We start from the raw sequence: 24,142 nt of genomic DNA on the forward strand, positions 1-24,142 counted from the left end.
GCCGAAGGGCCCGGCGGACGCGGTGGTCCATCGGCCGCAGCATCGACGCGGCGTGCCGGTCCCGGCGGCGATGCGCGAGCGAGAGCGTCGGGGCGCCGATCAGGTCCTCGCGCGCCGCCGCGTCGGTGTCGTGGCAGGCCATGCGCTGGACCTTTCGGCCGCGCGCCCTCGGCGGGCCCGGCCCCGGTCCGTCAGGCCGGGGGCGGGCGGCCCGCGAGGTGGTCGGCGATCTTCTCGGCGACCATCATGGTCGGGACGTTGGTGTTGGCGCTCGGCAGGCTGGGCATCACGGAGGCGTCGGCGACCGTCAGGCCGGCGACGCCGATCACGCCGCCGGCGGGGTCGACCACCGCCCCCGGATCCTGCGGATCGCCCATGCGGCAGGTGCCGCTCGCGTGCCAGACGCCGAAGACGAGGTCGCGCACGAGGTCCCGCAGGGCCGCATCGTCCCCCACGACCTCGCCGAGCGCGACCCCGCCGGAGACGAGGCGCAGCATCCGCCGCCGCAGCGGGGCCGGGCCGTCGAGGAGGGCCGCCAGGAGCGCCGTGACGCGCCGGTTGCCCGGGCTGAACCGGCTGAGCCGCTTGATCGCCGGCGTGAAGCTCGCCGGGACGAGCGCCGCCGGGTCGGGGTTGAGGTGGGGCGAGACCACGCGCGCGACGAGGTCGCGCAGGCCGGCCGCCAGCCGGTCGAGGTCGCGCGGGTCGGAGAGGAGGTTGAGGTCGATGTCGGGATGGCCGGACGGGTCGGCCGGGTCGAGCCGCAGCCGCCCGACCGAGTGCGGCTGGTTCACCCACAGGAAGTAGAGGGCGAGGCGGGCCCCGAGCGCGTGCCAGCCGCCGCGGGCGGAGGCGGTGAGGTACATGTCGGAGGCGCTGCCGCCCGGCAGGCCGGAGGAGGAGCGCACCGCCAGGAAGCTCGCCCGGCGCTGGCTCGGCGGCAGCCGGAGCGGGCGGGGCAGGTACTGGGCCACCGTCAGGGCCGGATGGTCGCGCAGGTTCTCGCCCACCCCGGGCCGGTCGGCGACGACGGCGATCCCGCAGGCGCGCAGGTGCTCGGCCGGCCCGATCCCCGCCCGCAGGAGCAGCGCCGGCGATTGCAGCGCCCCGGCGCAGACCACGACCCGCCGCGCCGCGACCCGGTGCGGGCGCCCGCCGGGTCCGCGCAGCTGCGCCCCCGTGACCCGGCGCCCGTCGCGCGTGAGGGCGGTCACCCGGGTCTGCGCCGCGATGACGAGGTTGTCCCGCGCCCGGGTCTCGGCGTCCAGGTAGGCCGCCGCGGCGGAGACCCGGGCGTCGTCGCGGTTGGAGAAGGCGGGCGGGAAGAGGCCGTCCTCGAACTCGCCGTTCTGGTCAAGGCGCCGCGGCAGGCCGGTGGCGTCGAAGGCCCGCGCCACCGCCCGCGCGAACGGCGGCCAGGCGGGTTCCAGGATGCGCCGGATCGGCACCGGGCCGTCCCGGCCGTGCAGCGGGCCGTCGCAGTCGAGGTCGGTCTCGAGCCGGCGGAAATAGGGCAGGACGTCGTCCCAGCCCCAGCCCGCCGCGCCCGCCTCCACCCAGGCCTCGTAGTCGCGGGGCAGGCCGCGATTGGCGGCCTGCACGTTGATGCTCGACGAGCCGCCCATCACCCGGCCCTGCTCGTAGGCGCGGCGCCGGACCCGCCCGTCCGCCCCGCGCGTCACGGCGGCGTCGAGGCCCGGCCAGATGTAGGTGTCGCCGAAGAACAGCGGCATCGGGTAGCTGTCGAGGATCTCGGCCGGCACGCGCCCGGGCGGCGTGTCGCGCCCCGCCTCGACGAGCAGGACGCGGCGGCCGGGATCGGCCGAGAGCCGGTTGGCCATGACGCAGCCGGCCGAGCCGCCGCCGACGATCAGGACGTCGACGGATGCGGGAAGGTCGGGCACGGCGCTCAGCCCGCGACCGCGTCGCGCCGATCGGCGACCGCGTCGCGCCAATCCGCGCCCGGCGCAATCACGGCCGCGAGGTCGACCTCGGCCTCGCCCGGCACGCGGATGCGCGTGAACTTCATGGGGGGCGCGTCCAGGGGGACCGTCGCGTCGAGCCCCATCTTGGCGCCGACGCCGTCGCGCGCCGAGGGGTCGAGCTTCGAGCCCTGCGCCTGCGCCACCACCACGAGGTCGCGGTCGGCCTGGAAGCGCGTGGCGACGGCCCACTCGACCTCCCCGGGATCGTGGATGTCGACATCCGTGTCGACCACCACCGCGTGCTTGATGTCGTAATGGGCCGCGAAGGCGCCGAGCAGCACGTTCTTGGCCTCGCCCTCCTGGGTCTTGCGCAGCTTGACGTAGAGGTGATAGCGCCCGACCCCGCCGAGGGAGAGGTGGACGTCCTCGACGCCCGGGAAGCTGCGGCGCAGGGTGGCCAGGATCGTAGCCTCGCGCGGGATCGCGCCGAGCAGGAGGTGCTCCAGGCCGCCGCCCACGATCATGTGGAAGATCGGCCGGGCGCGATGGGTGACCGCGTCGACCTGCATGACGTGGCGCCTCGCCCGCTCGCCGTAATATTGCGGGAACTCGCCGAACGGGCCCTCGGGCTCGCGCACCTCCGGCAGGATCCGCCCCTCGATGACGATCTCGGCCTCGGCCGGCACGCGCACCGGATTGGTGAGGCACCTCACCACCGGCAGGGGCGCCCCCGTGAGGGCGCCCGCGATCTCCAGCTCGTCCTGCCCGAGCGGCACGATCGCCTGCGAGGCGAGGAGGCAGGCCGGGTCGACCCCCACGACCAGCGCCACGTCGAGCCCGCGGCCCGCGGCCTCCGCCCGCCGGTAGAAGTGGTCGGTGTGGCGGGGCAGGACCAGCACGCCGATGCGGTCCGGCCCGTTGATCTGGCAGCGCAGGATGGCGACGTTCTGCGCGCCGGTCTCGGGATCGCGCGAGATCATCAGCCCGGCCGAGATGTAGGGCCCCCCGTCGTGCTCGTTGAGCGTCGGCACGGGCAGGAGGCGCAGCAGGTCGATGCCGGCGCGGTGGACCACCTCCTGGGCCGGTCCCGTCTCCTGCTCGCGCCAGGGTAGCGGCGCCGCGCAGGCCTGCTGGAAATGCGAGACGAGGCGGTCCTCGCTCGTCCCGAGCGCCTCGGCCATCCAGGCCCGGCTCGACACCAGCCCCGACACGATGGTGCCGTCCTGCCCGCCGGGGCGGGGAAACAGGGTGGCGCTCCGCCCGTCCAGGCGGTTCGCCACCGCGGCGGCCTCGTGCCTCAGGCCGATTCCGGGCCGCGCCACGCTGAGCCGGCCGCTCTCGGCGAGGCGGCCGAGCCAGTCGCGCAGGGATCGGGCAGGGGCCTGCAGAATCATCGTCGCCTCCCGGTCGGGCGCTCCCGGGCGCCTCGTCCCGCCTGGTTAGGCGCTCCGCGTCGGGGACTGAAATAAGGATTGCTGATGGGGCGGATCAGGCCGTCTGAATTGCCCCGGCCGCGCCGGTATGATCTTGTCGCCGGACGTGTTTTTTGCCCGGCGCGAGGCCGGGCCCGCGCGTCCGGAAGTCTGGATTCCCGTCGGTGGATTTGCGTCAGATCTCCTACTTCGTCGCCCTGTTCGAGGAGGGCAGCGTGACGCGCGCCGCCCAGCGCATGAACGTGGTGCAGCCCGCGCTGAGCATGCAGATCGCCAAGCTGGAGCGGGAACTCGACCAGCGCCTGTTCGAGCGCCAGCCCAAGGCCATGGTGCCGACCGCGGCCGGCCGGATGCTGCACCGGCTGGTGCAGCCGATCCTGCGGGACGTGGCCGAGGCCCGGGCCGCCATGGCGCGGCTCGCCCAAAGCGTGTCCGGCCGGGTCACGGCGGGGATCCTGTCGTCGCTCTCGATGAGCGTGGTGCCGAGCGTGCTCGCGCGCTTCTCCGCCGCCTACCCGCAGGTCGAGCTCTCGCTGGCGGACGGCTATTCCAGCACCTTCATCGACGGGGTCGGCGACGGCAGCCTCGACCTCGCGGTGATCAACAAGCCGAACCGGCGCCTCGGCCTGATGATGGAGCCGCTCCTCGACGAGGAGATGGTGGTGGTCGGGGCGAGCGCGACGCCGCTGCCGATCCCGGTTCCGGTGCGCATGCGCGACCTCGTGGAGCTCGACCTCGTCCTGCCCTCGGCCCGGCACGGCCTGCGTCTCGAACTCGACCGGAGGGTCGGCGCGCAGGATGTCAGCCTGAGCCCGCAGATCGAGCTCGACCTTCCCTCGGCCATCGCCGACTTCGTCGCGCGCTCGGCGCGGTTCACGGTGCTGCCCAGCATCGCGGTGAGCCGGCAGCTCGCGGAGGGCTCGCTCAAGGCCTACCGGATCGTCGCGCCGCGCATCACCCGCCAGCTCGTCATCATCCATCACCCGAAGACCCCGCTGACGCAGGCCGCGACGCGCTTCGTCGAGATCCTCGCCGAGGAGCTCTCGGCGGCGGCGGCGGCGCTCCAGACCCACATCGTGGCGGGCCCCTGACCCGGCAGCGAGGTCCCGCTGATCGCGGCCATCAGCCATCCTTATTCGACAGCCGGCCGCGCCCGCTCCTAGGATCGCCCCCGACCCGGCGCGCGGGCGCGGGACGAGGCGGGGGGACGGCATGGGGGCGACACGCCACGGGAGGGGCGGGGCGCGCGGCGGGGGCCCCGCGGCGTGACGGACCTGCCCCTGGTCGTCGGCATCTCGGGCGCCTCGGGCGTGATCTACGGCATCCGCCTGCTCCAGATCCTGCGCGACCTCGCGATCCCCGCCCACTTGGTGATGTCGCGCTCGGCCGAGGTGACGCTCGCGCACGAGACGGACCTGAAGGTGGCGGAGGTGCGGGCGCTCGCCGCCCGGACCTACGCGCAGGCCGATATCGGGGCGGCGATCTCCTCGGGCTCCTTCCGGACCCGCGGCATGATCGTGGCCCCCTGCTCGATGCGCAGCATGGCGGAGATCGCCACCGGGGCGACCTCCGGCCTCCTGACCCGGGCCGCGGACGTCACGCTGAAGGAGCGCCGCCGCCTCGTGCTGATGGTGCGCGAGACGCCCCTGCACACGGGCCACCTGCGGACCATGACGGCCCTCTCCGAGATGGGGGCGATCGTGGCGCCGCCGGTGCCGGCCTTCTACGCGAGGCCGGAGAGCCTCGCCGCGATGATCGACCACACGGTGGGCCGCGTCCTCGACCTGTTCGACATCGACTCGGGCGGGGTGCGGCGCTGGCGCGAGGCGGAGGGTTAGGGCCGTCATGCGGCGGCCTCGGCCGTCCCATGCCACATCCGCCAGATCCCTTCGGGATGGCGGATTGGGGCTTCGCTCAGGCGCCGCGCGGGCTCGTGATCCGCCAGATCCCTTCGGAATGGCGGATGTGGGCGTCGCTCAGGCGCCGCGGCCCCCGCACGCGGGGCGTCTCGCGGAAGGTCAGCCGCCCGCGAGGGCGTGCACCAGCGCCGCGCAGGGTGCCCGCGGCAGCGGCCGGCCGAGATGCGCGGCATAGAGATCGAGGTGGCGCCAGGCCGCGGCGGTCGCGTCCGTTCGTGCGCCGGGCGGGGGCGCCAGGGCGGCGAGCGCGCGGAGCGCGAGGCGCTCCGCCTCGATCTCCGCGGCCTTGACCCGCTCCCGCAGCGCCTCCGCCCCCGGCGCGGGGAGGAGCGGCGCCTTCATGGCGCGGCGCACCCGCCGCAGCGGCGCCACGACGGCGTCGCGCCAGGGCGCCAGGGCCGCGTCCGTCGCGGCGATCGCGGCCGCGTCGAGGGTGCGGCCCGTCGCGGCGCACCAGAGGAGATGGAGGACGAGCGGGACGTCGGCGCCGGCCTCGTCCTGAAGGGCGAGGCAGGCCGGCGCGGCGCCCGGCCGGCCGTAGAGGGCGAGGGCGAAGGTCCAGAGCGGCTCCTCGGGCATCCACACCTCCATGGGAGCGGCCCGTCCAGGCAGAATGGCCAGGCAGACGGGCCAAGCAGACCGGCCAAGCAGACCGGCCCGACGCGATTCCGCTGAGTGTCGCATTCCCGCATCGTGCGTGCCGCCGAACCGGTGACCGCTTCGGCGAATGGTGCCGGGGACGCGCCCCGCCGGCCCGCGAACGCCGCGACGGGTCCGGGCCCGCGCGGCCGCCCGCTCAGACGCGGTCGAGGTTGCCCCGGGTCTCCTCCGTCAGCGCGGCGCCGATCAGGTAGACGGCCGTCACGACGGTGGTGAAGATCGCCAGCATCATGGGGATCTGGCTCGGCCCGTCGACCGCCAGCGAGACTAGCGTCGGCAGCATCCCGCCGAGCGCGAAGCCGACGTTCCAGGTCAGGCCGGTGCCGGTCGCCCGCAGGGCGGTCGGAAACTTCTCGTTGAGGAAGATCAGCAGCGGGCCGTAGCTCGCATTGGCGACGAAGGAGAGGACGAGGACGTAGACCGCGAGCAGGGTCGTGTCCGAGGTCTTCGCCATGGCGAGGAACAGGGCCGGGAAGGCGACGAGCCGCAGGACGCCCATCAGCAGGAAGGTGGGCTTGCGCCCGATGCGCTGGCTCAGCTCGCCGAGGGCGCAGGCGCCGAGGGCGGCCGCGACGTTGGCGCCGACCAGCATGATCGAGGCGGTCGCGTTCGGCACCCCGTTCACGAGCTTGAGGAAGGTCGGCAGGTAGCCCGAGGTCAGGTAATAGGCCGCGCCGCCGCCGAAGGAGACCAGGATCGCGACCAGGAAGGCGCGCCGGTGCTCGGCGGAGAACAGCGCGCGGACCGGCGAGGCCACGACGGGCGCCCCGGCGCGGCGGGCCGCCTTGTCGGCCTGGAGCTGCCGGAAGATCGGCGATTCCTCCAGGTTGCGGAACAGCATCAGCCCGACCACCGAGGTCAGCAGGCCCGAGAAGAACATCGCGCGCCACCCCCAGGACGCGAAGGCCTCGCCCGGCGCCATCAGGGAGACGACGTAGAAGATCATCGAGGCGAGCAGGCCGCCGATGGCGGCGCCGCCGCCGCCGACCGCGCCCGACATCAGGCCGCGCCAGCGCTCCGGCACGGATTCGGTCCCGATCGTGTGCGAGGCCGCGACCACGCCGCCCACGAAGATGCCCTGGATCAGCCGGAAGGCCAGGAAGACCGCGGTGGCGAGCCAGCCGATCTGCCCGACGGTCGGCAGCAGCCCGAAGGCCGCCGTCGAGAGGCCGACGCCCATCACCGCCACCATGAGGGCGCGGCGCCGGCCGAGGCGGTCGGCGTAGGAGCCGAACAGGGCCGAGCCGAGCGGCCGGATCAGCAGCGTCACCGCGAAGGACGCGTAGGCGCCCGCCAGCGACAGCATCGGCTTGTCGGCGGGGAAGAACAGCGCCCCGACGACCGGCGCCACGTAGAGCAGGATGAAGAGGTCGAACAGGTCGAGCCCCCACCCGAACAGCGAGGCCATCACGGCGGTGGCCGTCTGGCGGGTCGTGGGTTTGGTCAGCGCGGCGTCCGGCGCCGGGATCGTCGTGGCGGCAGTCACGGGGTTCCTCCTCTGGGAACGCGCGAGGCTCCGGGCAGCCTCGCTGCGCCGGGCAGGCGTCGTGGATCACGCGGCCGGGTCGGCCGCGCGGGCGGGTCCGCCCCGCCGGTCTTGCGGCCGGCTCGGGGGCGGGAATCTGGGCGGGGACCGCCGGGCGGAGGGCGCCGGGCGGGGGGCGGCCTACGAGCCGCGGAAATTCGGCTTGCGCTTGGCGTGGAAGGCCTCGACGCCCTCGCGGAAATCGTCCGACTGGCGCAGGCGGCTGTAGCAATGGCCCTCGAGCTCGATGGCGATCGCGAGCGTCGAATCCTCGGTGTCGTTGAGGAGCTTCTTGGCCGTGCGCTGGGCGATCGGCGAGAAGGCGCGCAGCTCCTCCACGAGGGCGTCGACCGTCGCCTCCAGTTCGCCGTCCGGCACGCATTCCGTGGCGATGCCCCAGTCGAGCGCCTGCCGGCCCGGGATGCGCTTCGAGCGCATCACGATGTCCTTGGTGCGGGTGATGCCGACGATCTTCTGCAGGCGGGCCGAGCCGCCGGAGCCCGGGATCTGGCCGAGCTTCTGCTCGGGCAGGGCGTACTGGCAGGTCTCCGAGACGATGCGGAAGTCGCAGGCGAGGGAGATCTCGAACCCGACCCCGAACGTGTAGCCGCGATTGGCCGCAATGACCGGCTTCGTGCAGCGGGCGGGCGCCGCGATGTTCCAGGCGAGCTTGGAGACGTGCTCGGGCGAGGCGTCGAGGAAGCCCTTGATGTAGCCGCCCGAGGAGAAGTGCTCGCCCTCGGCCCGCAGCACGATCACCCGCACGCGGTCGTCCTCGTCGAGGGCCTCGAACACCCGGCGGATCTGGTCGCGCTGGGGCATCGCGATCACGTTCATGGGCGGACGGGCGAGGATCACGTCGGCGCGCTCGCGCGCGGGGTCGATCTCGACCCGGAAGCCGTCGAGGTCGGACAGGCGGGGATCGCTGGTCATGGCGGAACTCTCTGGTTGGTCGTCGGGGGAGGGGCCGCGTCAGGCGGCGGCGGAGGGGTCGCCCTCGGCCTCGTAGGCGCCGGCGACGAGCTGGCGGCGCAGGAGCTTGCCGACGGGGGATTTCGGGATCTCGGCAACGAAGACGTAGGCGCGCGGGCGCTTGTGGCTCGGGAGGCCGGCGGCGCGGCAATGGGCGTCGAGGGCGGCCTCGTCGGCCGGGCCGCGGCGCTTCACGAAGGCGGTGACGACCTTGCCCCAGCGCTCGTCGGGCAGGCCGACCACCGCGACCTCCGAGACGGCCGGGTGCAGGGACAGGCAGCTCTCGATCTCGACCGGGGAGACGTTCTCGCCGCCCGTGATGATCATGTCGTCGACCCGGCCGGTGACGAAGACGTCGCCGTCCGCGTCCATGAAGCCGGTGTCGCCCGTGAAGTACCAGCCGTTCCGGAAGGCCTTGGCGTCGGCCTCGGGGCGGTGCCAGTAGCCCTCGAAGGCCTCGTCGCCGCGCGCGATGACGGCGATCTCGCCCTCCTCGCCGGGCGCCGCCGCCTCCGGATCGGTGGCGCCGAGCGGCACGATCCGCACCATCGTGTTGAGGCCGGCGCGCCCGGCCGATCCGGGCTTGCCCGCGGCGTCCTGGTTGATCGTGAAGGTGTAGACCTCCGACGAGCCGTAATGGTTGACGAACAGGTCCGGCCGGAAGGCCTCGGTGAGCCGGCGCAGGAGCCCGTCCGTCATGGGCGCGCCCGCGAAGCCGAGCTTGCGCACCGAGGACGTGTCGGTGGCCGCGAAGTCCGGATGGTGGACGAGGTCGTGGTAGAGGGTCGGCACGAGGTAGAGGTTCGTCACCCGCTCGGCCGCGATCAGGCGCAGAGCCGCCGCCACGTCGAAGCGCGGCAGGCACACGAAGGCGCCGCCGATCAACGACATGGCGAGGAGCGAGCGCACCCCCATCGTGTGGTAGAGCGGCATCACGCCGAGCGTGCGCTCGCCGCGCCCGTAGAGGTTCTGGGCCACGTGGGCGAGGGCGGCGGCCCGCTCCGCCCGGTGGCGGCGCGGCACGCCCTTGGGCTTGGCCGTGGTGCCCGAGGTGTAGAGCATCAGCGAGATCGCCTCGGCATCCGCCCGCGGCGCGGCCGGCGCGGCGTCCCGGGCCGCGAGGGCCGCGAAGGCGGTCTCGCCGGGCTCGGGCGGCAGGCCGACCGCGATGCGCGGGCAGGCGCGCGCGCCCCCGCTCGCCCGCACGCTCGGCGCCGACACCTCCTCGTAGGCGAGCGCCTTCGCGCCCGCGTTCCCGACCGCGAAGTCGATCTCCTCGGGGCTGGCGCGCCAGTTGATCGGCGTCAGGACGAGGCCGGCGAACTGGCAGGCCCAGTGGAGCGTCGCCGCCTCCAGGCGGTTCTGCAGCACCGTGACCAGGTGATCTCCGGGCTCAAGGCCGAGCGCGTCGAGCCCCGCGACCACGCCGGAGATGATCCGGTACCATTCGGCGTAGGTGAGGCGGGTCTCGCCGTCCACGATGGCGAGGCCCCGCGGGTCGCGGGAGACGCTCGCCAGGAAGCTGGTGCCGAGGTCAAGCATGGGATGGGGTCTCCTCGATCGCGTCGCCGCGCAGGGCGGCGGCGGCTTCGCAGGCGGCCTCGATGATCGGGGCGTAGCCGGTGCAGCGGCAGAGATGGCCGCCGATCACCTCGGTGAGGTCCGCCCGCGACGCGCGCGGGTGCCGGCGCAGATAGGCGTCGAGCGACATCAGGATGCCGGCCGTGCAGAAGCCGCATTGCAGGGCGTGGTGGCGCCGGAAGGCCGCCTGGAGCAGGCCGAGCCGTCCGGGCTCCGGCGCCAGCCCCTCGACGGTGGTGAGGTCGCAGCCCTCGACCGCGACCGCGAGGGTCAGGCAGGCCCGGGCCGACGCGCCGTCGATCGTCACCGTGCAGGCGCCGCAGACGCCGTGCTCGCAGCCGACATGGGTGCCGGTCATCCCGAGCCCGTGGCGCAGGGCATCGGTCAGCAGCGTGCGCGGCTCGACCTCGACCCGAACCGGGCTGCCGTTCAGCGTGAAGGCGACCGCGTGGCGGGCTCCCGCCCCTAGCTTCGGCATCGGCGCGCCTCCTCTGCGGCGTGGTCCAGAACCCGGCGGCCGAGGCGGCGCACGAGGTCGCGGCGGTAGCGGGCCGTGGCGTGGACGTCGTCGCCCGCGCCGAGGTCCCACGCGAAGGCGTTGAGCGCGTCGTCGAGGGCCGCCCCGTCGAGCGCGGGCCAGTCGCGGGCGGTCGGCCGGTCGGCGACGCCGCCGACCGCGAGGCGCATGCGCGCGCCGTCCACGACGGCCGCGCAGGCCACGATGGCGAAGTCGCCGTGGCGCCGGCCCACCTCCGCGAAGGCGTAGCCCGTGCCCGGGGCGCGCGCGGGCAGGCCGACCGCCTCGACGAGTTCGTCGTCGGCCCGGTCGGTCACCATCATGCCGGCGAAGAACGTCTCCGCGGGCACGCGCCGCGCCCGCTTGGCCGAGCGCAGGTGCACCTCGCCCCCGAGGGCGACGAGGCAGAGCGGGATCTCGGCGCTCGGATCCGCGTGGGCGACGGAGCCGCAGAGCGTGCCGCGGGCCCGGGTCTGGACGTGGCCTACCCAGGGCATCGCGGCGGCGAGGAGGGGCTGCGCCTCGGCGAAGCCCGGCCGGTCGAGGAGGGCGGCCTGCCTCACGCCCGCCGGCACCACGAGGGCGCCGTCGGCGCGCCGGGGCGCGCGCAGGGCCTCGATCCGCATCACGTCGACGAGGAGGGCGGGCTTGGTCAGCCGCATGTTCAGCATCGGCACGAGGGACTGGCCCCCGGCGATGATCCGGGCCTCGTCGCCGTGGCGGGCCAGCGCCTGCAGGGCCTCGTCGAGGCTCTCGGCGCGCAGGTAGTCGAAGCGGGCGGGCTTCATGCCGAGATCCCGAGCATCGCGAGGAGGCGGCGCAGGAGGCCGGGCGCGCCGCCCGCGGCCGCGCCCCCGCCGGCCCGGCGGGCGAGCGCCGCGAAGAACCCGCCGATGATCACCCGGGCCGCCCCGTCGAGGAGCCGCCCGCCCACCGCCGCGACTTTGCCGCCGACCGAGGCCTCGTAGGTGTAGCCGATCCGGGTGCCGCCCCGGCCGTCCGGCTCCAGGGTGATCCGCCCGCGCCCGCCGCCATTGCCGAGCGCCCCCGTCACCGCGCCGGCGAGGGTGGCGGCGCGGGGCGGATCGAGGTCGGAGAGCGTGATGTCGGCCTTGTAGCGCCCCTTCACGGGGCCGACGCCGAGGGTGACGTCGGCGCGGAAATGCGTGTCCGACAGCTTGCGCACCCCGTGCGCGCCGGGGATGACCGAGGTCAGCACGGCGGGATCGAGGAGCATCGCCCAGACCGCCTCGGGAGAGGCCGCGACCGCGGCGGCGCCCTCGCCCCGCATGGTGCGGTCGCCGGGCCGGGCGGCCGCCGCGGCGCGGCCCTCCGGCGGGGCGGGCTCGTCGCCGCCCGCGGCCAGGGCCGCGAGCTTGGCCGGGGTCAGGGGCAGGTCGATGGTCTCGACGCCGAGCGCGTCCGCGACCGCGTTGGCGAGGCAGACCGGCGTCGACATGCAATTGCCCTCCCCGACCCCCTTGGCGCCGAGCGGCGTGAAGGGCGAGGGGCTCTCGAGGTGCAGGACGGTGAGGTCCGGGATCTCGGTCGCGGTCGGCAGGAGGTAGTCGGCGAAGGTCCCGGCCAGGAAGGCCCCGTCCTCGCCGTAGGACAATTCCTCGTAGACGGCCGCGCCCAGGGCCTGCGCGAAGCCGCCGCGCACCTGCCCCTCGACCATCCCGGGATGCAGGATCCGGCCGCAATCGTGCATCGAGACGTAGCGGTCGACGGCGAGCTTGCCGGTCACCGGATCGACCTCGACGCCGCAGAAATCGAAGATGAAGCCGTGGCAGAGGGAGGAATTGACCGCGTCGGCCGGGTCCGGCGCGGTCAGTTCAGGCGGCGACCAGAAGGCGGTCTCGCGGATGACCGCGCCGACCTCGTCCGGCACGAGGCCGGGCGACCAGTGGCTCGTCGCGGCGACGCGCGCGAAGGGGAGGGCGGCGTCCGGGTTCGTGCGCGAGGCGACGCGGCCGCCCGCGAAGACGAGGTCCTCGGCCCGCACGTTGAGCTGGGCCGCCGCGACCTGGGCGAGGCGCGCGCGCAGGCGCGTGGCGGCCTGGTGCGCCACCCCGGCGACCGCGGCGGCGAAGCGGCTGGAATAGTTGCCCGAGGCGATCGACCACGCGTCCTTGGCGGTGTCGAGGTCGGCCGTCACCCGCACCTGATCCATCGGGATGCCGAGGACGTCCGCCACCACCTGGGCGAGCACGGTGCGGTGGCCCTGGCCCTGGGGCACGGAGGCGACCTGCACGGTCACCGAGCCGACCGGGTCGAGGGTGAGGGTCGCGGTGGCCTGGGCGCCGTTCTTCGGGCCGGCCTTGGCCCGCTCGGCGGCGCTCAGCACCGTGGTGATGTAGCCCATGTTCGAGACGCTGGGCTCGACCGCGGCCGTGAAGCCGATGCCGTAGAGCCGGCCCGCCGCCCGGGCCTCGTCGCGGCGGCGGCGCAGGGCCGCGAGGTCGCCGTCCCGGACCGCCTCGTCGAGGGCGCGCGGGTAGTCGCCCGAATCGTAGAGCGCCCCGGTCGCGGTCCGGTACGGGAAGGCGTCGGCCGGGATCAGGTTGCGGCGGATCACGTCGAGCGGGTCGAGGCCGAGCGTCGCGGCGATGCGCTGCACGAGGCGCTCGAGCGGGTAGTAGACCTGCGGGCCGCCGAAGCCGCGCACGAGGCCGGTCGGCGTCTTGTTGGTGAGCACCACCCGGTTGCGGATGCGCACGTGCCGGATCGCGTAGGCGCCCGTCATGTTGCCGTGCATCCGGTAGAGGGTCGCCGGCTCCGGCGCGCGCAGGGTGGCGCCGCAATCCTCCACCTGGTCCCAGTCGAGGACGGCGATGCGGCCCTCCCCGTCGAACCCCGCCGTCAGGGTGGTGACGCGGTTCGTCGCCGAGACCGAGGCGGCGAGGTGCTCCATCCGGTCCTCGATCCACTTGACCGGCCGCCCGACCGCCCGGGCGGCGGCGGCGATCAGGACCGCGTAGGGCGCGACCCCCTGCTTGACCCCGAAGCTGCCGCCGGAATCCGGCGGCGTGCGCAGGCGCAGGCGGTTGCCCGGGACCTTGAGCGCGCGGGCCATCACCGCGTGGATGCTGAAGGGCCCCTGGAAGTTGGCGAGGATGTCGTAGGACCCGTCGCCCGGGTCGTACTCGGCGAGGACCCCGTAGGTCTCCATCGGCGAGCCGGTGTTGCGCGGGTAGCGGACCGTCACCGAGAGGGTGCGGGGGGCCTGCGCGAAGGCGGTCTCCGGGTCGCCGTACCGGAAGGAGCGGTCGCTGACGAGGTTGCGGCCCACGCCCTCGTGCAGCACCGGGGCGTCCGGCTCCAGCGCCGCCAGCGGGTCGACGACGGCGGGACGGGCCCGGTAGGCGACCTCGATCAGGTCGCAGCCGTCCTCGGCGAGGTAGCGGTCCTGCGCCAGCACGACGGCGACCGGCTCGCCGACGTAGCGGACCCGGTCGACCGCGATCGCGCGCGCGTCGACGGCGGCGCGCAGGGCCGGCACGAGGGGCCCGGCGAGGTCGAGGAGGTCGCTCCCGGTGAGCACCGCCGCCACGCCCGGGAGCGCCCGGGCGGCCGCGGCGTCGATGGCGAGAATGTCCGCGTGCGCGTGCGGCGAGCGCAGGATTGCCGCGTGCAGCGTGCCCGGCCTGTGCCCGAGATCGTCGATGTAGCGGCCGCGTCCGGACAGGAGAGCCGCGTCCTCGACGCGCTCGACCGACTGCCCGACGGAGCGGCGTTGCTCGATGCCCAATGCTCGCTTCCTCGCCCGAGGCTCTTGACCCGAGTCTCTTTGACCCGAGCCTCTTGGCAGGCCTCGTCGCGGACAATCTGCCTCCGGGCGCCGGCGGGCCGTGAGGCGCGCCCGTCTCACGACTTACCGAAACGTCTCAAAATCCGAGCGGGGCGGCCGCGCGGGCCGATCCGCGGCCGCGTCCTCGCCGGAGGCCCGATCAGATCTGTCCTTCGATCCGGGGATGCTGCCGATCCTCAACTATGGTCCGATCCTCCCCTCCGCAGAGCGCCGGATCGAGGGGTCGGACATGAATCTGGACAATTCGGGCCCGCCGCAGCCCGCCCGGGCGCGGCGCGAGGAGAGGCCGCTGACCTGGGACGAGTTGCGCGACCGGGATCCGTGCATCGAGGCGAGCGAGCCGGTGCCGGAGACCCTGCGCCACCTCTGGTCCGACCTCTCCGTCGCCAGGGCGGTCCCGGACCAGACGACGCGCAAGGGGATGGGCAGCCCGCGCGAGCGGATCGCGCCGCATCGCCCGGCCTGGGTCTCGTCCGCCCTGAGGCCGGTGCAGGCACCCCGAAGGCTGCCGCCCCGCCTGGTCCATCGCGGGATCCCGGTCGACCCGCTCGTCGTCTGGGGGGAGGACGACCGGCGGAGCTACGACGACACCCGGTACCCGTGGGGCTGCGTGTGCAAGATCCTGAGTTCCGGGAAGACCGGGTCGGGCGTGCTCGTCGGCCCGCGCCACGTCCTGACGGCGAGCCACGTGGTGAATTGGGGCGGCACCGCCGAGACGATCGAGGTGCACCGGGCCGGCGCGACCGCCGCGGCGACCGCCAGGACCGTCCGGCGGTGGACCTTCACCAAGATCACCGGCGATCCCGGCGCCAGCACGGTCGACGAGGATTACGCGGTCCTGGTGGTCGATCAGCGCCTGGGCGACCGCTTCGGCTGGATGGGCGTGCGGACCTACGACAGCGCCTGGGACGAGGAGGATTGGTGGTGGAACATCGGCTATCCGGACGACGTGTCGGCGGGCCTGTTCCCGATCTACCAGCGCAACAAGAAGCTCGACGAGGACGCGTGGGATTACGGCTCCGGCCGGGCGATGACGACCGCGGCCGACCTGATGCCGGGCCAGTCCGGCGGGCCGATGTTCGGGTTCTGGTCCGACGGTCCCTTCGTGGTCGCGGTCGTGTCGGCCGTCGGGAACGTCTTTCTGACCGGGACCGAGAATTACTGCTCGGGCGGGTCCGATCTCACGAGCCTCGTGAGCCAGGCGCGGAGCGGCGATCCCTGAGGGGGTCCTCGACGCGGCGGGCAGCGCTCCCGGGACGCGCCGCCGCGGGTCAGGCCGCGCAGGCGGCGGTCCGGCGCACGATCGTGCGGAAGACGCTCGGCGGCACGCTGACATGGTCGCGGAAGAAGCGCGAGAAATGCGCGGGCGCCGAGAAGCCGAGCTTGGTGCCGAGATCCGCGAGGCTCTCGTCGCCGCCGACGATCGCCTCCACGGCTCGCTCGACGCGGATCGCGTTCAGGAAGACGTGCGGCGAGGCGCCGGTGGTCCGCTCGAACAGGCGGTAGAAATGGGCCCGCGACAGGCCGGCCTCCCGCGCCAGGGCGTCGGCGCCGAGGCCGAGCCCCTCCTCCCCGCGCATCCGCGCGATGGCGCGCCGCACGCGCCAATCCCCCCGCGCGGACCGGCTCGCCTCGCGCAGGGAGGTGCCGATCTCGCGCCATTTCGTGAAGCGCTCGATCAGGGCGATCATCAGCCCCGGCAGCAATTCGTCGCGCACGCGCCGCGACCCGGGCGCGTAGACCATCTCGGCGGCGAGGTCGCGCACCAGCGCGCGGATCGGCGCCGTCACCTGCCCGGCGGGCTCGTGGAAGAAGCCCGGGGCGCCGCTCGCCGACCAATTGTGCCGGAAGGCGCCGAGCCACGCCGGCTCGATGTAGAGGGCGAGGATCATCGCCGGCTCGCGGCGCGGATCGTGCAGGTAGGCGTGGGTCTCCCAGGCGTTGACGAGCACCGCCTGCATGTCCGTCAGGCTGACCACCCGCTCCCCGACCAGGAACTGCGTGTCGTCGCCCTCCACCTTGAGCAGCACGTGACAATGCGGATGGGCGTGCCGGACCAGCCCGCGATCCATGTCGAGCAGGGCGACGCGGCCGAAATCTCCGTACGCGATCTCGAGAGCCTCAGACATCGTCGGAATCTAGCACCCGGCCACGGCCGCTGCCAGCCGCGGACGGGCTCATTCGCGGCCTCTACTTTCGCGGCAGCGTCGCGGCCGGCCCGGATACCGGCAACGGGGCCGGCGCGCCGGGGCTCGGCCGGGCCAGCAGGCGGTCGGCCCCCATCACGACGAGCGGGATGACGAGGGCCACGTAGGCGTTGTCGATTCCGAAGGGATCGCCCGCCAGGAACCAGCCGATCGTGAGCACGAGGGAGGACAGGATGCTGACGACGGCGGCGCGCGGCCGGGCGAACTGGGGCGCGTAGAAGGCGAACAGCACCAGGACCGCCAGCGTGGTGCGCAGGGACTTGGCCAGGAAGGTGACCTTCAGGATGTCCGGCGCGTAGATCGCCAGCGGGATCGGGACGAGGCCGACGACGACCGTGGCGACGCGCACGAAGGCGAGCGCGCCGCGCCCCTCCTCGCCGCGCAGGGGCAGGTAGAAGTCCTTGTAGAGGAGCGTCGCCGCCCCGATGCTGAGGGCCGAGATCGTGCCGAACAGCGAGCCGGCGAGCCCCGCGACCACGATCGCGGCGAGGAGGTCGTCCATCCGGCCGATCAGGGCGGGCAGCACCTGGATCGGCGGCAGGGCCGGCATCAGCACCCCGCCGCAGACCCCGACGAGGGCGGCGAGGAGGCCGAAGGGCACGAGGAGGACCGCGCACCAGAAGCTCGCCGCCCGGGCCGTGCGCCCGTCCTCCACCGTGTTGATCGCCTGGATCACGTACTGCGTGGAGAAGACCGCCCCGATCCCCGCCACGAGCCACGCGAAGATCTGCGCCCACCCGACCGTGTCGGCCGCGAACATCCGGGCCGGGACCTGCGCCTGCAGGGTGCCGAGGCCGCCGACCTGCGAGAGCGCGAAGACGGCGGCGACCAGGATGCCGATGTACTTGACGAGGGCGTGCAGGACGTTGGTGTAGATCACCGAGTGCATGCCGCCGACGCCGACGTAGAGCGTCGCCACCACCCCGGTGAGGACGATCGCGGTGCTGCGGTCGACCCGCAGCAGCCCCGACAGGACGGTGCCGCCCCCCGCATAGGTCGAGATCGCCACGATCTGCAGGGCGAAGATCATGATCACCGAGGTGGCGAGCTTGGTCGGCCGGCCGTAGGCCCGCGCCAGGGCGCCCGAGATCGTGTTCTCGCCGAGCGTCTTGAACCGGTCCGCGAGGAAGAACGCGTAGAGCATGAAGCCGATGCCGAGCGCCGCGATGTTCCAGGCCGCCGAGAGGCCGACCTTCACGGCCGTCTGGGTGGTGCCGACGCTCGCCGCGGTGCCGATGAACTCGGACATCAGCAGGAAGCCGATCAGCACCGCGGGGTAGCGCGCGCCCCCCGAGGTGAAGCTGCCGGCGCTCCTGGCGTGGCGGCGCGCGACGAGGCTGATCACGCCCATCGCGGCCATGTAGGCCAGCGTGAGCGACAGCACGATCCAGTTCGGCTGCATGGCGGCCCGGTCCGTCAGCCGGCCGCGGCGCGGCGCGGGGCGCGAGACGTGATCATGGTTCCTCCCGGTTCTTCTAGGGGCGGTCGCGCGTGGAGACTTGCGTCGGATGCGCTCGCGTCGGACCCGATCGTGCGTGCGGAGAAACTCTTCAGCAAATAGAGAAAACTGATCTCGCCGATCAGCCGCCATGATGTCGGCGGCTCGCCCCGCCCGGGCGGGCGGTGCCGGACGGGCCGCGATCCCGCCGCGTCCGCGACCGTCCCGGCCGCGTTGCCCCGCGCCGGCTTCGCCGGTTGCGCAGTGAAGGCTTGGCCATGCTCCCCATCGGCTCGACCGCCCCGTCCCTGACCGGAATGACCGCCCTGGTGATCGGCGGCTCCAGCGGCATCGGCGAGGCCGCCGCCCACGGCTTCGCCCGGGCCGGCGCCCGCATCGCCATCGCGGCGCGCCGCCCGGAGACGCTCGACGCGGCGCTGGACCAACTCCGGGCGCTCAGCCCCGCGGCGCGCGCCTCCGCGGCCGACGTGACCGAGCCCGGCGCCGCGCCGAGCCTCGCCGGGTGCTGACCGTGGACGGCGGCTACCTCGCGGGCGGGATCTGAGCCGGGCCCCGGGGAGGCGCGGGGGTGTTCCGGCGCCGCCGCGCGTGCCACAACGCGCGGGATCGAGCGGGCCGCCGCGGCCCTCCGGCCCGGGGAGGCGGCCGCTCCGACCGGGGGAGTTCACCGTGATCCACGTCCTCGCCATCATCACGGCCAAGCCCGGCAAGCGGGACGAGGTGCTGGAGGCCTTCCGGGCGAACCTGCCCGCCGTCCACGCCGAGGACGGCTGCATCGAGTACGGGGCCGCGATCGATGCCGAGGGCGCCGGCCCCTCCCAGGCGCCGCTCGGCGCGGACACTTTCGTGGTGATCGAGAAATGGGCCAGCCTCGACGCGCTGCGGGCCCACGCGGCCGCGCCGCACATGCTGGCCTTCGGGGCGCGCACGAGGGACCTCGTCGCCTCGCGGGCGATCCACGTGCTCTCGCCGGCGTGAGCGCGGGCGCGCCGCGCGCGCCGCGACGCGGCGGATGGCGGCGCGTCGGAAAACGCGGCAAAAGCGGCGCGCGCGCAGGACCCGGTTCAACCCGAACGAACCTCGCGCCCGGCCCGTCCCATCCCGACCGAGCTTCGACCCCACGATGCATCACGCGGTGCCCCCCACGCCCCCGGCCGACCTCACCGGCGACCTCTCCCCGCGCATGCGCGGGATCGGCACGAGCCAGATCGGGCTCGTGGCCGACCGCGGCCGGGACGATCCCGAGGTGGTGAAGCTGTGGATCGGGGAGGGCGACCTGCCGACGCCGCCCTTCATCGTGGAGGCGGCGCACCGGGCCATGCAGGCCGGGCACACGCGCTACGCCACGTCGCTCGGCCTGCCGCGCCTGCGCGAGGCGCTCGCCGCCTATCACGCCCGGCACTGGGGCGTGGACGTCCCACCCGACCGCTTCGCCGTCACGGCGGGCGGCATGAACGCGATCATGCAGGCGGCGCAGGCGCTCCTCGAACCCGGCGACGAGATCATCGTCCCGTCCCCCGCCTGGCCGAACCTGGCGGAGGCCGTGCGCATCGCCGGCGGGGTGCCGGTCACGGTGCCCTACCGGGTCCTGGCCGACGGCCGCTTCGCGCTGCCGCTCGCCGCGATCGAGGCGGCCCTGACCCCGCGCACCCGGGTGCTGGTGGTGAACTCGCCCTCGAACCCGACCGGCTGGACGATGCCGCTGGCGGAGATGAAGGCCCTGCGCGACCTCGCCCGGGCCCGCGGCCTCTGGATCCTCTCGGACGAGGTCTACGCGCACTTCACCTACGGCAACGCGATCGCGCCGTCCTTCCTGCAGATCTGCACGGAGGACGACCGGCTGATCGTCACCAACACCTTCTCCAAGAACTGGGCCATGACGGGCTGGCGGGCGGGCTGGCTGGTCCACCCGCGCGGCCTCGGCCCCACCTTCGCCAAGCTCGGCCAGTACAACACGACCTCGATCCCGACCTTCATCCAGCACGCCGCCGTGGCGGCGCTCGACGAGGGCGACGGCTTCATCCGCACGATGGTCAATCGCTGCGCCGAGAGCCGGGAGATCCTGGTCTCCGGCCTGTCGCGCCTGCCCGGCGTCACGGTGGCGATGCCCGAAGGCGCGTTCTACCTGATGGCCCACGTGGCGGGCGGCGAGTCCAGCCTCGACCTCGCCTTCCGGCTCCTGCGCGAGGCGAAGGTCGGGGTCGCGCCGGGCACCGCCTTCGGCCCGGAGGGCGAGGGATTCATCCGTCTCTGCTTCGCGATCAGCCCGGGGCTGGCCCGCGAGGCCGTGTCCCGCCTCTCCGCAAGCCTCGGGCGCTGACCGGCGCGGGCGCCTCCGCGCGGGGTCTCCCGGCCGCGGCGCCGCCGAACCGGGGACCGCTTCGGGCCATCACGCGTTGGACCATCTCGCACCTTCGACACGAGCTCATGGCGTGGCGAAGGTGCGAGAAGGGAACCGACGGTCACGAGAGATGACCGTCGGTATCGGAGGCGGCCCGCGCCGCCGCCCTGGCGCGATCATGGGGGACACCATGGCCGGAGGTTCATCCAAGCCGTCCGAGAAGGCTTCCGAGCCGGAACACCGCGAGGCGAGCGCGTTCGGCGAGTACAGTTCGCCGCCCTGCTTCATGCACGAACTCGACCCGGCCTCCCTCGGCCTCGGGGCGGCCGGCGACCCGGGAGCGTCCGCCGAAGGCGGCGCGCCGGACTGGCCGACGGTGAGGCGGTGGCGGAAGGAGACCCGGGCCGCCCTGATCGCGCGGCGCATGCAGATCTCGGCCCAGGAGCGGGAGACGTGGAGCGCGCGCATCGGCCGCGGGCTCGAGGCCGCGCTCGCCGGGGCGCCCGGCGGGCTGATCGGCTTCTACTGGCCCTTCCGGGGCGAGTTCGATGCCCGGCCCGTCCTGACGGCGCTGCGGGAGAGGGGCACCCGCCTCGCGCTGCCGGTCGTCGTCGAGAAGGCGCAGCCGCTGCAGTTCCGGGAGTGGCGGCCCGGGATCGCGATGACCCGCGGCGTCTGGGACATCCCGATCCCGGCCGAGGGCGAGGCGGTGCATCCCGACGTGCTGATCGCGCCGCTCGTCGGCTACGATCCGGCCGGCTACCGCCTCGGCTACGGGGGCGGCTTCTACGACCGCACGATCGCGGCCATGCCGGTCAGGCCCCGGGTGATCGGCGTCGGCTTCGCGCTCGCCCGCCTCGACACGATCCACCCTCAGCCGCACGACGTGCCCATGGACGTCATCGTCACCGAGGAGGGCGCGCAGCCGCGCCCGGCGCCCGCCGGCTGAGGCGGGCGCCGATCCGCTCCGGGGAGAGGATCACCTTCCGATCGGCGCGGGTCTCACACCCAATCCGCTCGATCCCTTCGGGATGGCGGATTGGGGCTTCGCTCAGGCGCCGCGCGGGCTCATGATCCGCTCGATCCCTTCGGGATGGCGGATTGGGGCTTCGCTCAGGCGCCGCGCGGGCGCGGGATCCGGGCTGCGCTGTGATCAACCGGATCCCGGATCACAGCTTGCCCTTGTCGCGCAGGTCCAGGAGTCGCTGAGCCGCGACGTCTCCGGCCGCCGAGGACAGGGTCCTGCGCTTCCACACCTCCACCAGGGTGGGCTGCGCGAGCGGCGTGCTCGGGTGCAGGACGCTCCTCAGAAGCTGTTGGGCCAAGGTGGATGCGGGCAGTCCGGGGGGCTTCGGCATACGCGCGAGTCAGCGCCTACGTAGTTAATACGTAGTTTGTTTCTGACGTGTCGCGCCCCGCGGGTCGGTCACGGCCGGGTGAGGCCCGACGGCCCGCGCCGCCGGCGCGGCGCCGGCGGGGATCAGCGCGGCGCGGCCGCCGCGGGCGGCGCCTCGCCCCGGCCGATCCGGGCCCGGATGCCCCGGGCGAGCTCGGCCATGTCGAACGGCTTCATGTAGAGCGTGTAGCCCTGCTCCGTCGCGGCCGCCGCCGAGGCGCTGTAGCCGGAGACCAGGATGACCGGCAGCGCCGGCCAGCGCCGGCGCACCTCGTTGGCGAGGGCGAGCCCGTCCATCCCGCCCGGCATCACGAGGTCGCTCACCAGGATGTCGGCGCCGCCCTGCTCCAGCAGGTCCAGGCCCGCCTGCGCCCCGCTCGCCTGAGCGACGCGGAAACCCGCCTCCTCGAGGAAGGCGGCCGTCACCCCGCGCACCTCGTCGTTGTCGTCGACCAGGACGACCCGGTCCGGGGAGCCGACGAGCCGCGCCGCCGGCGTCGCGAGCGTCGGCGTCGCCTCGGACACGGGCTCCCGCGCCAGGGGCAGGTGCAGGGTGATGGTGGTTCCCTGGCCGGCCCGGCTCTCCACATCGGCGAGCCCGCCGCAGGACTTGGCGAAGCCGTAGACCTGGGAGAGGCCGAGCCCCGTGCCCTTGCCGACCTCCTTGGTGGTGAAGAACGGCTCGAACACGTGCGGCAGGGCCTCCTCGGTGATGCCGCTGCCCGTGTCCCTGATCGCGAGCGCCACCCCGTCGCGCCCGGAGCGGTCCGGCAGCGGGACGCGCCGGGTCGTGATCTCCAGGCGTCCCCCGTCCGGCATGGCGTCGCGCGCATTGGCCGCGACGTTGAGCAGCGCCAGGTCGAATTGCAGCGGATCGAGCCTCACCGCGTGCCGTCCGGGCGCGAGGTCGGTCTCGACCGCGATGGGCCCGCTGACCGATTGGCGGATCATCGTGAGGGTGGCGCCCAGCCGCTCGTTGAGGTCGACGACCTCGGTCCGGGTGCCCTGGCCGCGCGAGAAGGCGAGCAATTCGCGGGTGAGGTGCGTGCCGCGCTCGGCCGCCTTGCGGATCGCCGTCACGTAGCGCTCCAGGCGGGGCTCCGGGAGGCGGCGGCCGAGCATCTCCAGGTTGCCCAGGATGACCATGAGCAGGTTGTTGAAATCGTGCGCGACCCCGCCCGTCATGCGCCCGAGCGCCTCCATGCGCAGGGCCCGCGCGTGGAGGAGCGCCTCCTGGCGCTGCGCCCGCAGCTCTCGGCGCAGGAGCAGGATGAAGAGGCCGCTCAGCAGGAGGGCGGCCGCGGCCGCCGTGCCGAGGATCCAGGCGGCGTGCCGCTGCGGCGCGGCGTAGAGCGCGAGCGGAATGGCGAGGTGGACGGACCAGCCGGTCCGCTCCGACTTGCGGAAGGCCGTGACCAGCGCTTCGCCGTCGGGGGCGGTCCCCTCGTAGAGCCCGGCCGAGCGCGTCCGGCGCGCCTCGATGGTGGGCTGCATCGCCAGGGCCCCCACCAGCTCCGGCACGCGCGCGCTCGCGGCGATTCGGTTGGCGCCGTCGACGAGGTAGGGGCGCCAGGCGGGATCGAGGCCGGGGCCGGCGAGCAGGGCCGCGAGCCGCTCGACGGACACGACGCCCGTGAGCACGAAGCGGATCCTGCCCTCCCGCAGCACGGGAACCCGGAAGCTGGCGCGGGGCGGCCCGCTGCCCGGCTGACCCGGCCCGGCGACGTCGCCGATGGTGGGCTCGCCGGTCTCGAGCACCCGCCGGTAGCTCGTCTCGTCCACGACCGCCCGCAGGGGCGTCCCGAACGCCGCGCCGGTGCGGACCACCATCTGCCCCCCGGTATCGGCCAGGATGACCCGGTGCCAGAGCGGCAGCTGCGCCTTGAAGCGCTCGGCGAGGGCGTGGAACGCGGCGAGATCGGGCCGGTCGCCGTCGAGCAGCGGGGATTGCGCGAGAACCTTGAGGAGTTCGACCTGCGTGAGCAGCTCCCGCTCCACGGCCCCGAGCATCTGCGCGACGTGGTGGACCGCGCCGGTGCGCATCAGCGTCTGCTGCTGACGCAGGAGGAGGAACGACAGGCCGCCCGCGAGCAGGATCAGCGGCAGGAGCGCGGCGAGGGCGAGTAGGACGAGACCCCGGCGCACGTGCGGCGCTCCCCACGGTCGAATTTACTAAGAGGGAGTACCCCACCGTGGCGGTGACCGTCACGTCCGAACGCGCCGCGCAGGTTGTGACAAAAGGACGAGCCGCGCGGGGGAGGATGCGGCCGGCGCCGCCCGGCCGGGCGGCCGCTCCCGGTGCGTCCGAGCACCGCCGACCCGTGCCATGACGGCATCATTCGGTCCGGCGGGCTCGCGCGCGGCGCGGGCTCCCGCATCAGCCTTTCGAGGACGAC

The 24,142-nt window shown here is 74.2% G+C and carries 20 protein-coding genes; 7 read left to right on the forward strand and 13 right to left on the reverse strand.

Annotated elements, in window-relative coordinates:
• Positions 1 to 191: 191 nt before the first annotated feature.
• Both MET2598_RS0121405 and MET2598_RS0121410 read right to left on the reverse strand, forming a co-directional pair.
• Entirely contained in the window at positions 192 to 1,904 is a 1,713-nt protein-coding gene (locus tag MET2598_RS0121405) for a GMC family oxidoreductase (RefSeq protein WP_018262292.1), read from the reverse strand.
• 5 nt (positions 1,905 to 1,909) lie between these two features.
• Positions 1,910 to 3,319 carry a UbiD family decarboxylase gene (locus tag MET2598_RS0121410; protein WP_018262293.1) on the reverse strand — a complete coding sequence of 470 codons (1,410 nt, stop codon included), beginning with the start codon at positions 3,317 to 3,319 and terminating at the stop codon, positions 1,910 to 1,912.
• A gap of 203 nt (positions 3,320 to 3,522) precedes the next feature.
• Here MET2598_RS0121410 and MET2598_RS0121415 point away from each other — a divergent pair, with 203 nt between their 5' ends.
• Positions 3,523 to 4,449, forward strand: a complete 927-nt coding sequence (locus MET2598_RS0121415; protein WP_018262294.1) for a LysR family transcriptional regulator — start codon at positions 3,523 to 3,525, stop codon at positions 4,447 to 4,449.
• 174 nt (positions 4,450 to 4,623) lie between these two features.
• Entirely contained in the window at positions 4,624 to 5,196 is a 573-nt protein-coding gene (locus MET2598_RS0121420) for a UbiX family flavin prenyltransferase (RefSeq protein ID WP_012331243.1), read from the forward strand.
• A 180-nt stretch (positions 5,197 to 5,376) separates the two neighbouring features.
• On the opposite strand, the gene MET2598_RS0121425 is transcribed toward MET2598_RS0121420, so the two are convergent.
• The 7 genes from MET2598_RS0121425 to MET2598_RS0121455 form a co-directional block, all read right to left on the reverse strand.
• Complete coding sequence (locus tag MET2598_RS0121425) at positions 5,377 to 5,856, reverse strand: TIGR02444 family protein (protein WP_036270946.1); 480 nt, start codon at positions 5,854 to 5,856, stop codon at positions 5,377 to 5,379.
• 217 nt (positions 5,857 to 6,073) lie between these two features.
• Positions 6,074 to 7,423, reverse strand: a complete 1,350-nt coding sequence (locus MET2598_RS0121430; RefSeq protein WP_018262296.1) for an MFS transporter — start codon at positions 7,421 to 7,423, stop codon at positions 6,074 to 6,076.
• A 180-nt stretch (positions 7,424 to 7,603) separates the two neighbouring features.
• On the reverse strand, positions 7,604 to 8,395 hold the full coding sequence (locus MET2598_RS0121435; protein WP_012331240.1) for an enoyl-CoA hydratase/isomerase family protein: 792 nt from the start codon (positions 8,393 to 8,395) through the stop codon (positions 7,604 to 7,606).
• 39 nt (positions 8,396 to 8,434) lie between these two features.
• Positions 8,435 to 9,976, reverse strand: a complete 1,542-nt coding sequence (locus MET2598_RS0121440; RefSeq protein WP_012331239.1) for an AMP-binding protein — start codon at positions 9,974 to 9,976, stop codon at positions 8,435 to 8,437.
• Positions 9,969 to 10,493 (reverse strand): (2Fe-2S)-binding protein, encoded by a 525-nt coding sequence (locus tag MET2598_RS0121445; RefSeq protein ID WP_012331238.1) that lies wholly within the window; start codon positions 10,491 to 10,493, stop codon positions 9,969 to 9,971. Before MET2598_RS0121445 ends, MET2598_RS0121440 begins: the two co-directional genes overlap by 8 nt.
• Positions 10,481 to 11,320, reverse strand: coding sequence for an FAD binding domain-containing protein (locus MET2598_RS0121450; protein ID WP_012331237.1), 840 nt, complete (start codon positions 11,318 to 11,320; stop codon positions 10,481 to 10,483). Before MET2598_RS0121450 ends, MET2598_RS0121445 begins: the two co-directional genes overlap by 13 nt.
• Positions 11,317 to 14,283 (reverse strand): xanthine dehydrogenase family protein molybdopterin-binding subunit, encoded by a 2,967-nt coding sequence (locus MET2598_RS0121455; protein ID WP_018262297.1) that lies wholly within the window; start codon positions 14,281 to 14,283, stop codon positions 11,317 to 11,319. The genes MET2598_RS0121450 and MET2598_RS0121455 overlap by 4 nt, the downstream gene beginning before the upstream one ends.
• Positions 14,284 to 14,506: 223 nt before the next feature.
• Here MET2598_RS0121455 and MET2598_RS0121460 point away from each other — a divergent pair, with 223 nt between their 5' ends.
• Positions 14,507 to 15,565, forward strand: a complete 1,059-nt coding sequence (locus MET2598_RS0121460; protein ID WP_018262298.1) for a trypsin-like serine peptidase — start codon at positions 14,507 to 14,509, stop codon at positions 15,563 to 15,565.
• A gap of 49 nt (positions 15,566 to 15,614) precedes the next feature.
• Here MET2598_RS0121460 and MET2598_RS0121465 read toward each other — a convergent pair whose 3' ends face one another.
• The gene (locus tag MET2598_RS0121465; RefSeq protein ID WP_012331234.1) at positions 15,615 to 16,472 is read right to left on the reverse strand and encodes an AraC family transcriptional regulator; all 858 of its coding nucleotides are present in this window, start codon (positions 16,470 to 16,472) and stop codon (positions 15,615 to 15,617) included.
• A gap of 61 nt (positions 16,473 to 16,533) precedes the next feature.
• Complete coding sequence (locus MET2598_RS0121470) at positions 16,534 to 17,952, reverse strand: sodium:solute symporter family protein (protein ID WP_012331233.1); 1,419 nt, start codon at positions 17,950 to 17,952, stop codon at positions 16,534 to 16,536.
• Positions 17,953 to 18,266: 314 nt separating this feature from the next.
• On the opposite strand from MET2598_RS0121470, the gene MET2598_RS0121475 reads away from it, so the two are divergent.
• The 4 genes from MET2598_RS0121475 to MET2598_RS0121490 all read left to right on the forward strand — a co-directional run bounded on the left by MET2598_RS0121475 (position 18,267) and on the right by MET2598_RS0121490 (position 21,299).
• Positions 18,267 to 18,518: an SDR family NAD(P)-dependent oxidoreductase gene (locus tag MET2598_RS0121475; RefSeq protein ID WP_018262299.1), complete on the forward strand. Its 252-nt coding sequence runs from the start codon at positions 18,267 to 18,269 to the stop codon at positions 18,516 to 18,518.
• A gap of 160 nt (positions 18,519 to 18,678) precedes the next feature.
• A complete protein-coding gene (locus MET2598_RS0121480) occupies positions 18,679 to 18,987 on the forward strand; it encodes a putative quinol monooxygenase (protein WP_012331231.1) in 309 nt (102 codons plus the stop codon).
• 145 nt (positions 18,988 to 19,132) lie between these two features.
• Positions 19,133 to 20,329, forward strand: a complete 1,197-nt coding sequence (locus MET2598_RS0121485; protein WP_012331230.1) for a pyridoxal phosphate-dependent aminotransferase — start codon at positions 19,133 to 19,135, stop codon at positions 20,327 to 20,329.
• Positions 20,330 to 20,540: 211 nt separating this feature from the next.
• Positions 20,541 to 21,299, forward strand: coding sequence for a 5-formyltetrahydrofolate cyclo-ligase (locus tag MET2598_RS0121490; protein ID WP_026190859.1), 759 nt, complete (start codon positions 20,541 to 20,543; stop codon positions 21,297 to 21,299).
• A gap of 220 nt (positions 21,300 to 21,519) precedes the next feature.
• Here MET2598_RS0121490 and MET2598_RS42275 read toward each other — a convergent pair whose 3' ends face one another.
• Positions 21,520 to 21,675 (reverse strand): hypothetical protein, encoded by a 156-nt coding sequence (locus tag MET2598_RS42275; RefSeq protein ID WP_020493667.1) that lies wholly within the window; start codon positions 21,673 to 21,675, stop codon positions 21,520 to 21,522.
• 155 nt (positions 21,676 to 21,830) lie between these two features.
• The gene (locus MET2598_RS0121500; protein WP_012331227.1) at positions 21,831 to 23,891 is read right to left on the reverse strand and encodes an ATP-binding protein; all 2,061 of its coding nucleotides are present in this window, start codon (positions 23,889 to 23,891) and stop codon (positions 21,831 to 21,833) included.
• Between the last annotated feature and the right edge of the window lie 251 nt (positions 23,892 to 24,142).

The organism is Methylobacterium sp. WSM2598, assembly GCF_000379105.1.
Lineage (GTDB): Bacteria > Pseudomonadota > Alphaproteobacteria > Rhizobiales > Beijerinckiaceae > Methylobacterium.

Coding starts and splice junctions, on each gene's coding strand:
- MET2598_RS0121410 (WP_018262293.1), bottom strand. CDS start 3,319: ATGATTCTGCAGGCCCCTGCCCGATCCCTGCGCGACTGGCTCGGCCGC.
- MET2598_RS0121425 (WP_036270946.1), bottom strand. CDS start 5,856: ATGCCCGAGGAGCCGCTCTGGACCTTCGCCCTCGCCCTCTACGGCCGG.
- MET2598_RS0121435 (WP_012331240.1), bottom strand. CDS start 8,395: ATGACCAGCGATCCCCGCCTGTCCGACCTCGACGGCTTCCGGGTCGAG.
- MET2598_RS0121440 (WP_012331239.1), bottom strand. CDS start 9,976: ATGCTTGACCTCGGCACCAGCTTCCTGGCGAGCGTCTCCCGCGACCCG.
- MET2598_RS0121445 (WP_012331238.1), bottom strand. CDS start 10,493: ATGCCGAAGCTAGGGGCGGGAGCCCGCCACGCGGTCGCCTTCACGCTG.
- MET2598_RS0121450 (WP_012331237.1), bottom strand. CDS start 11,320: ATGAAGCCCGCCCGCTTCGACTACCTGCGCGCCGAGAGCCTCGACGAG.
- MET2598_RS0121460 (WP_018262298.1), top strand. CDS start 14,507: ATGCTGCCGATCCTCAACTATGGTCCGATCCTCCCCTCCGCAGAGCGC.
- MET2598_RS0121465 (WP_012331234.1), bottom strand. CDS start 16,472: ATGTCTGAGGCTCTCGAGATCGCGTACGGAGATTTCGGCCGCGTCGCC.
- MET2598_RS0121470 (WP_012331233.1), bottom strand. CDS start 17,952: ATGCAGCCGAACTGGATCGTGCTGTCGCTCACGCTGGCCTACATGGCC.
- MET2598_RS0121475 (WP_018262299.1), top strand. CDS start 18,267: ATGCTCCCCATCGGCTCGACCGCCCCGTCCCTGACCGGAATGACCGCC.
- MET2598_RS0121485 (WP_012331230.1), top strand. CDS start 19,133: ATGCATCACGCGGTGCCCCCCACGCCCCCGGCCGACCTCACCGGCGAC.
- MET2598_RS0121490 (WP_026190859.1), top strand. CDS start 20,541: ATGGCCGGAGGTTCATCCAAGCCGTCCGAGAAGGCTTCCGAGCCGGAA.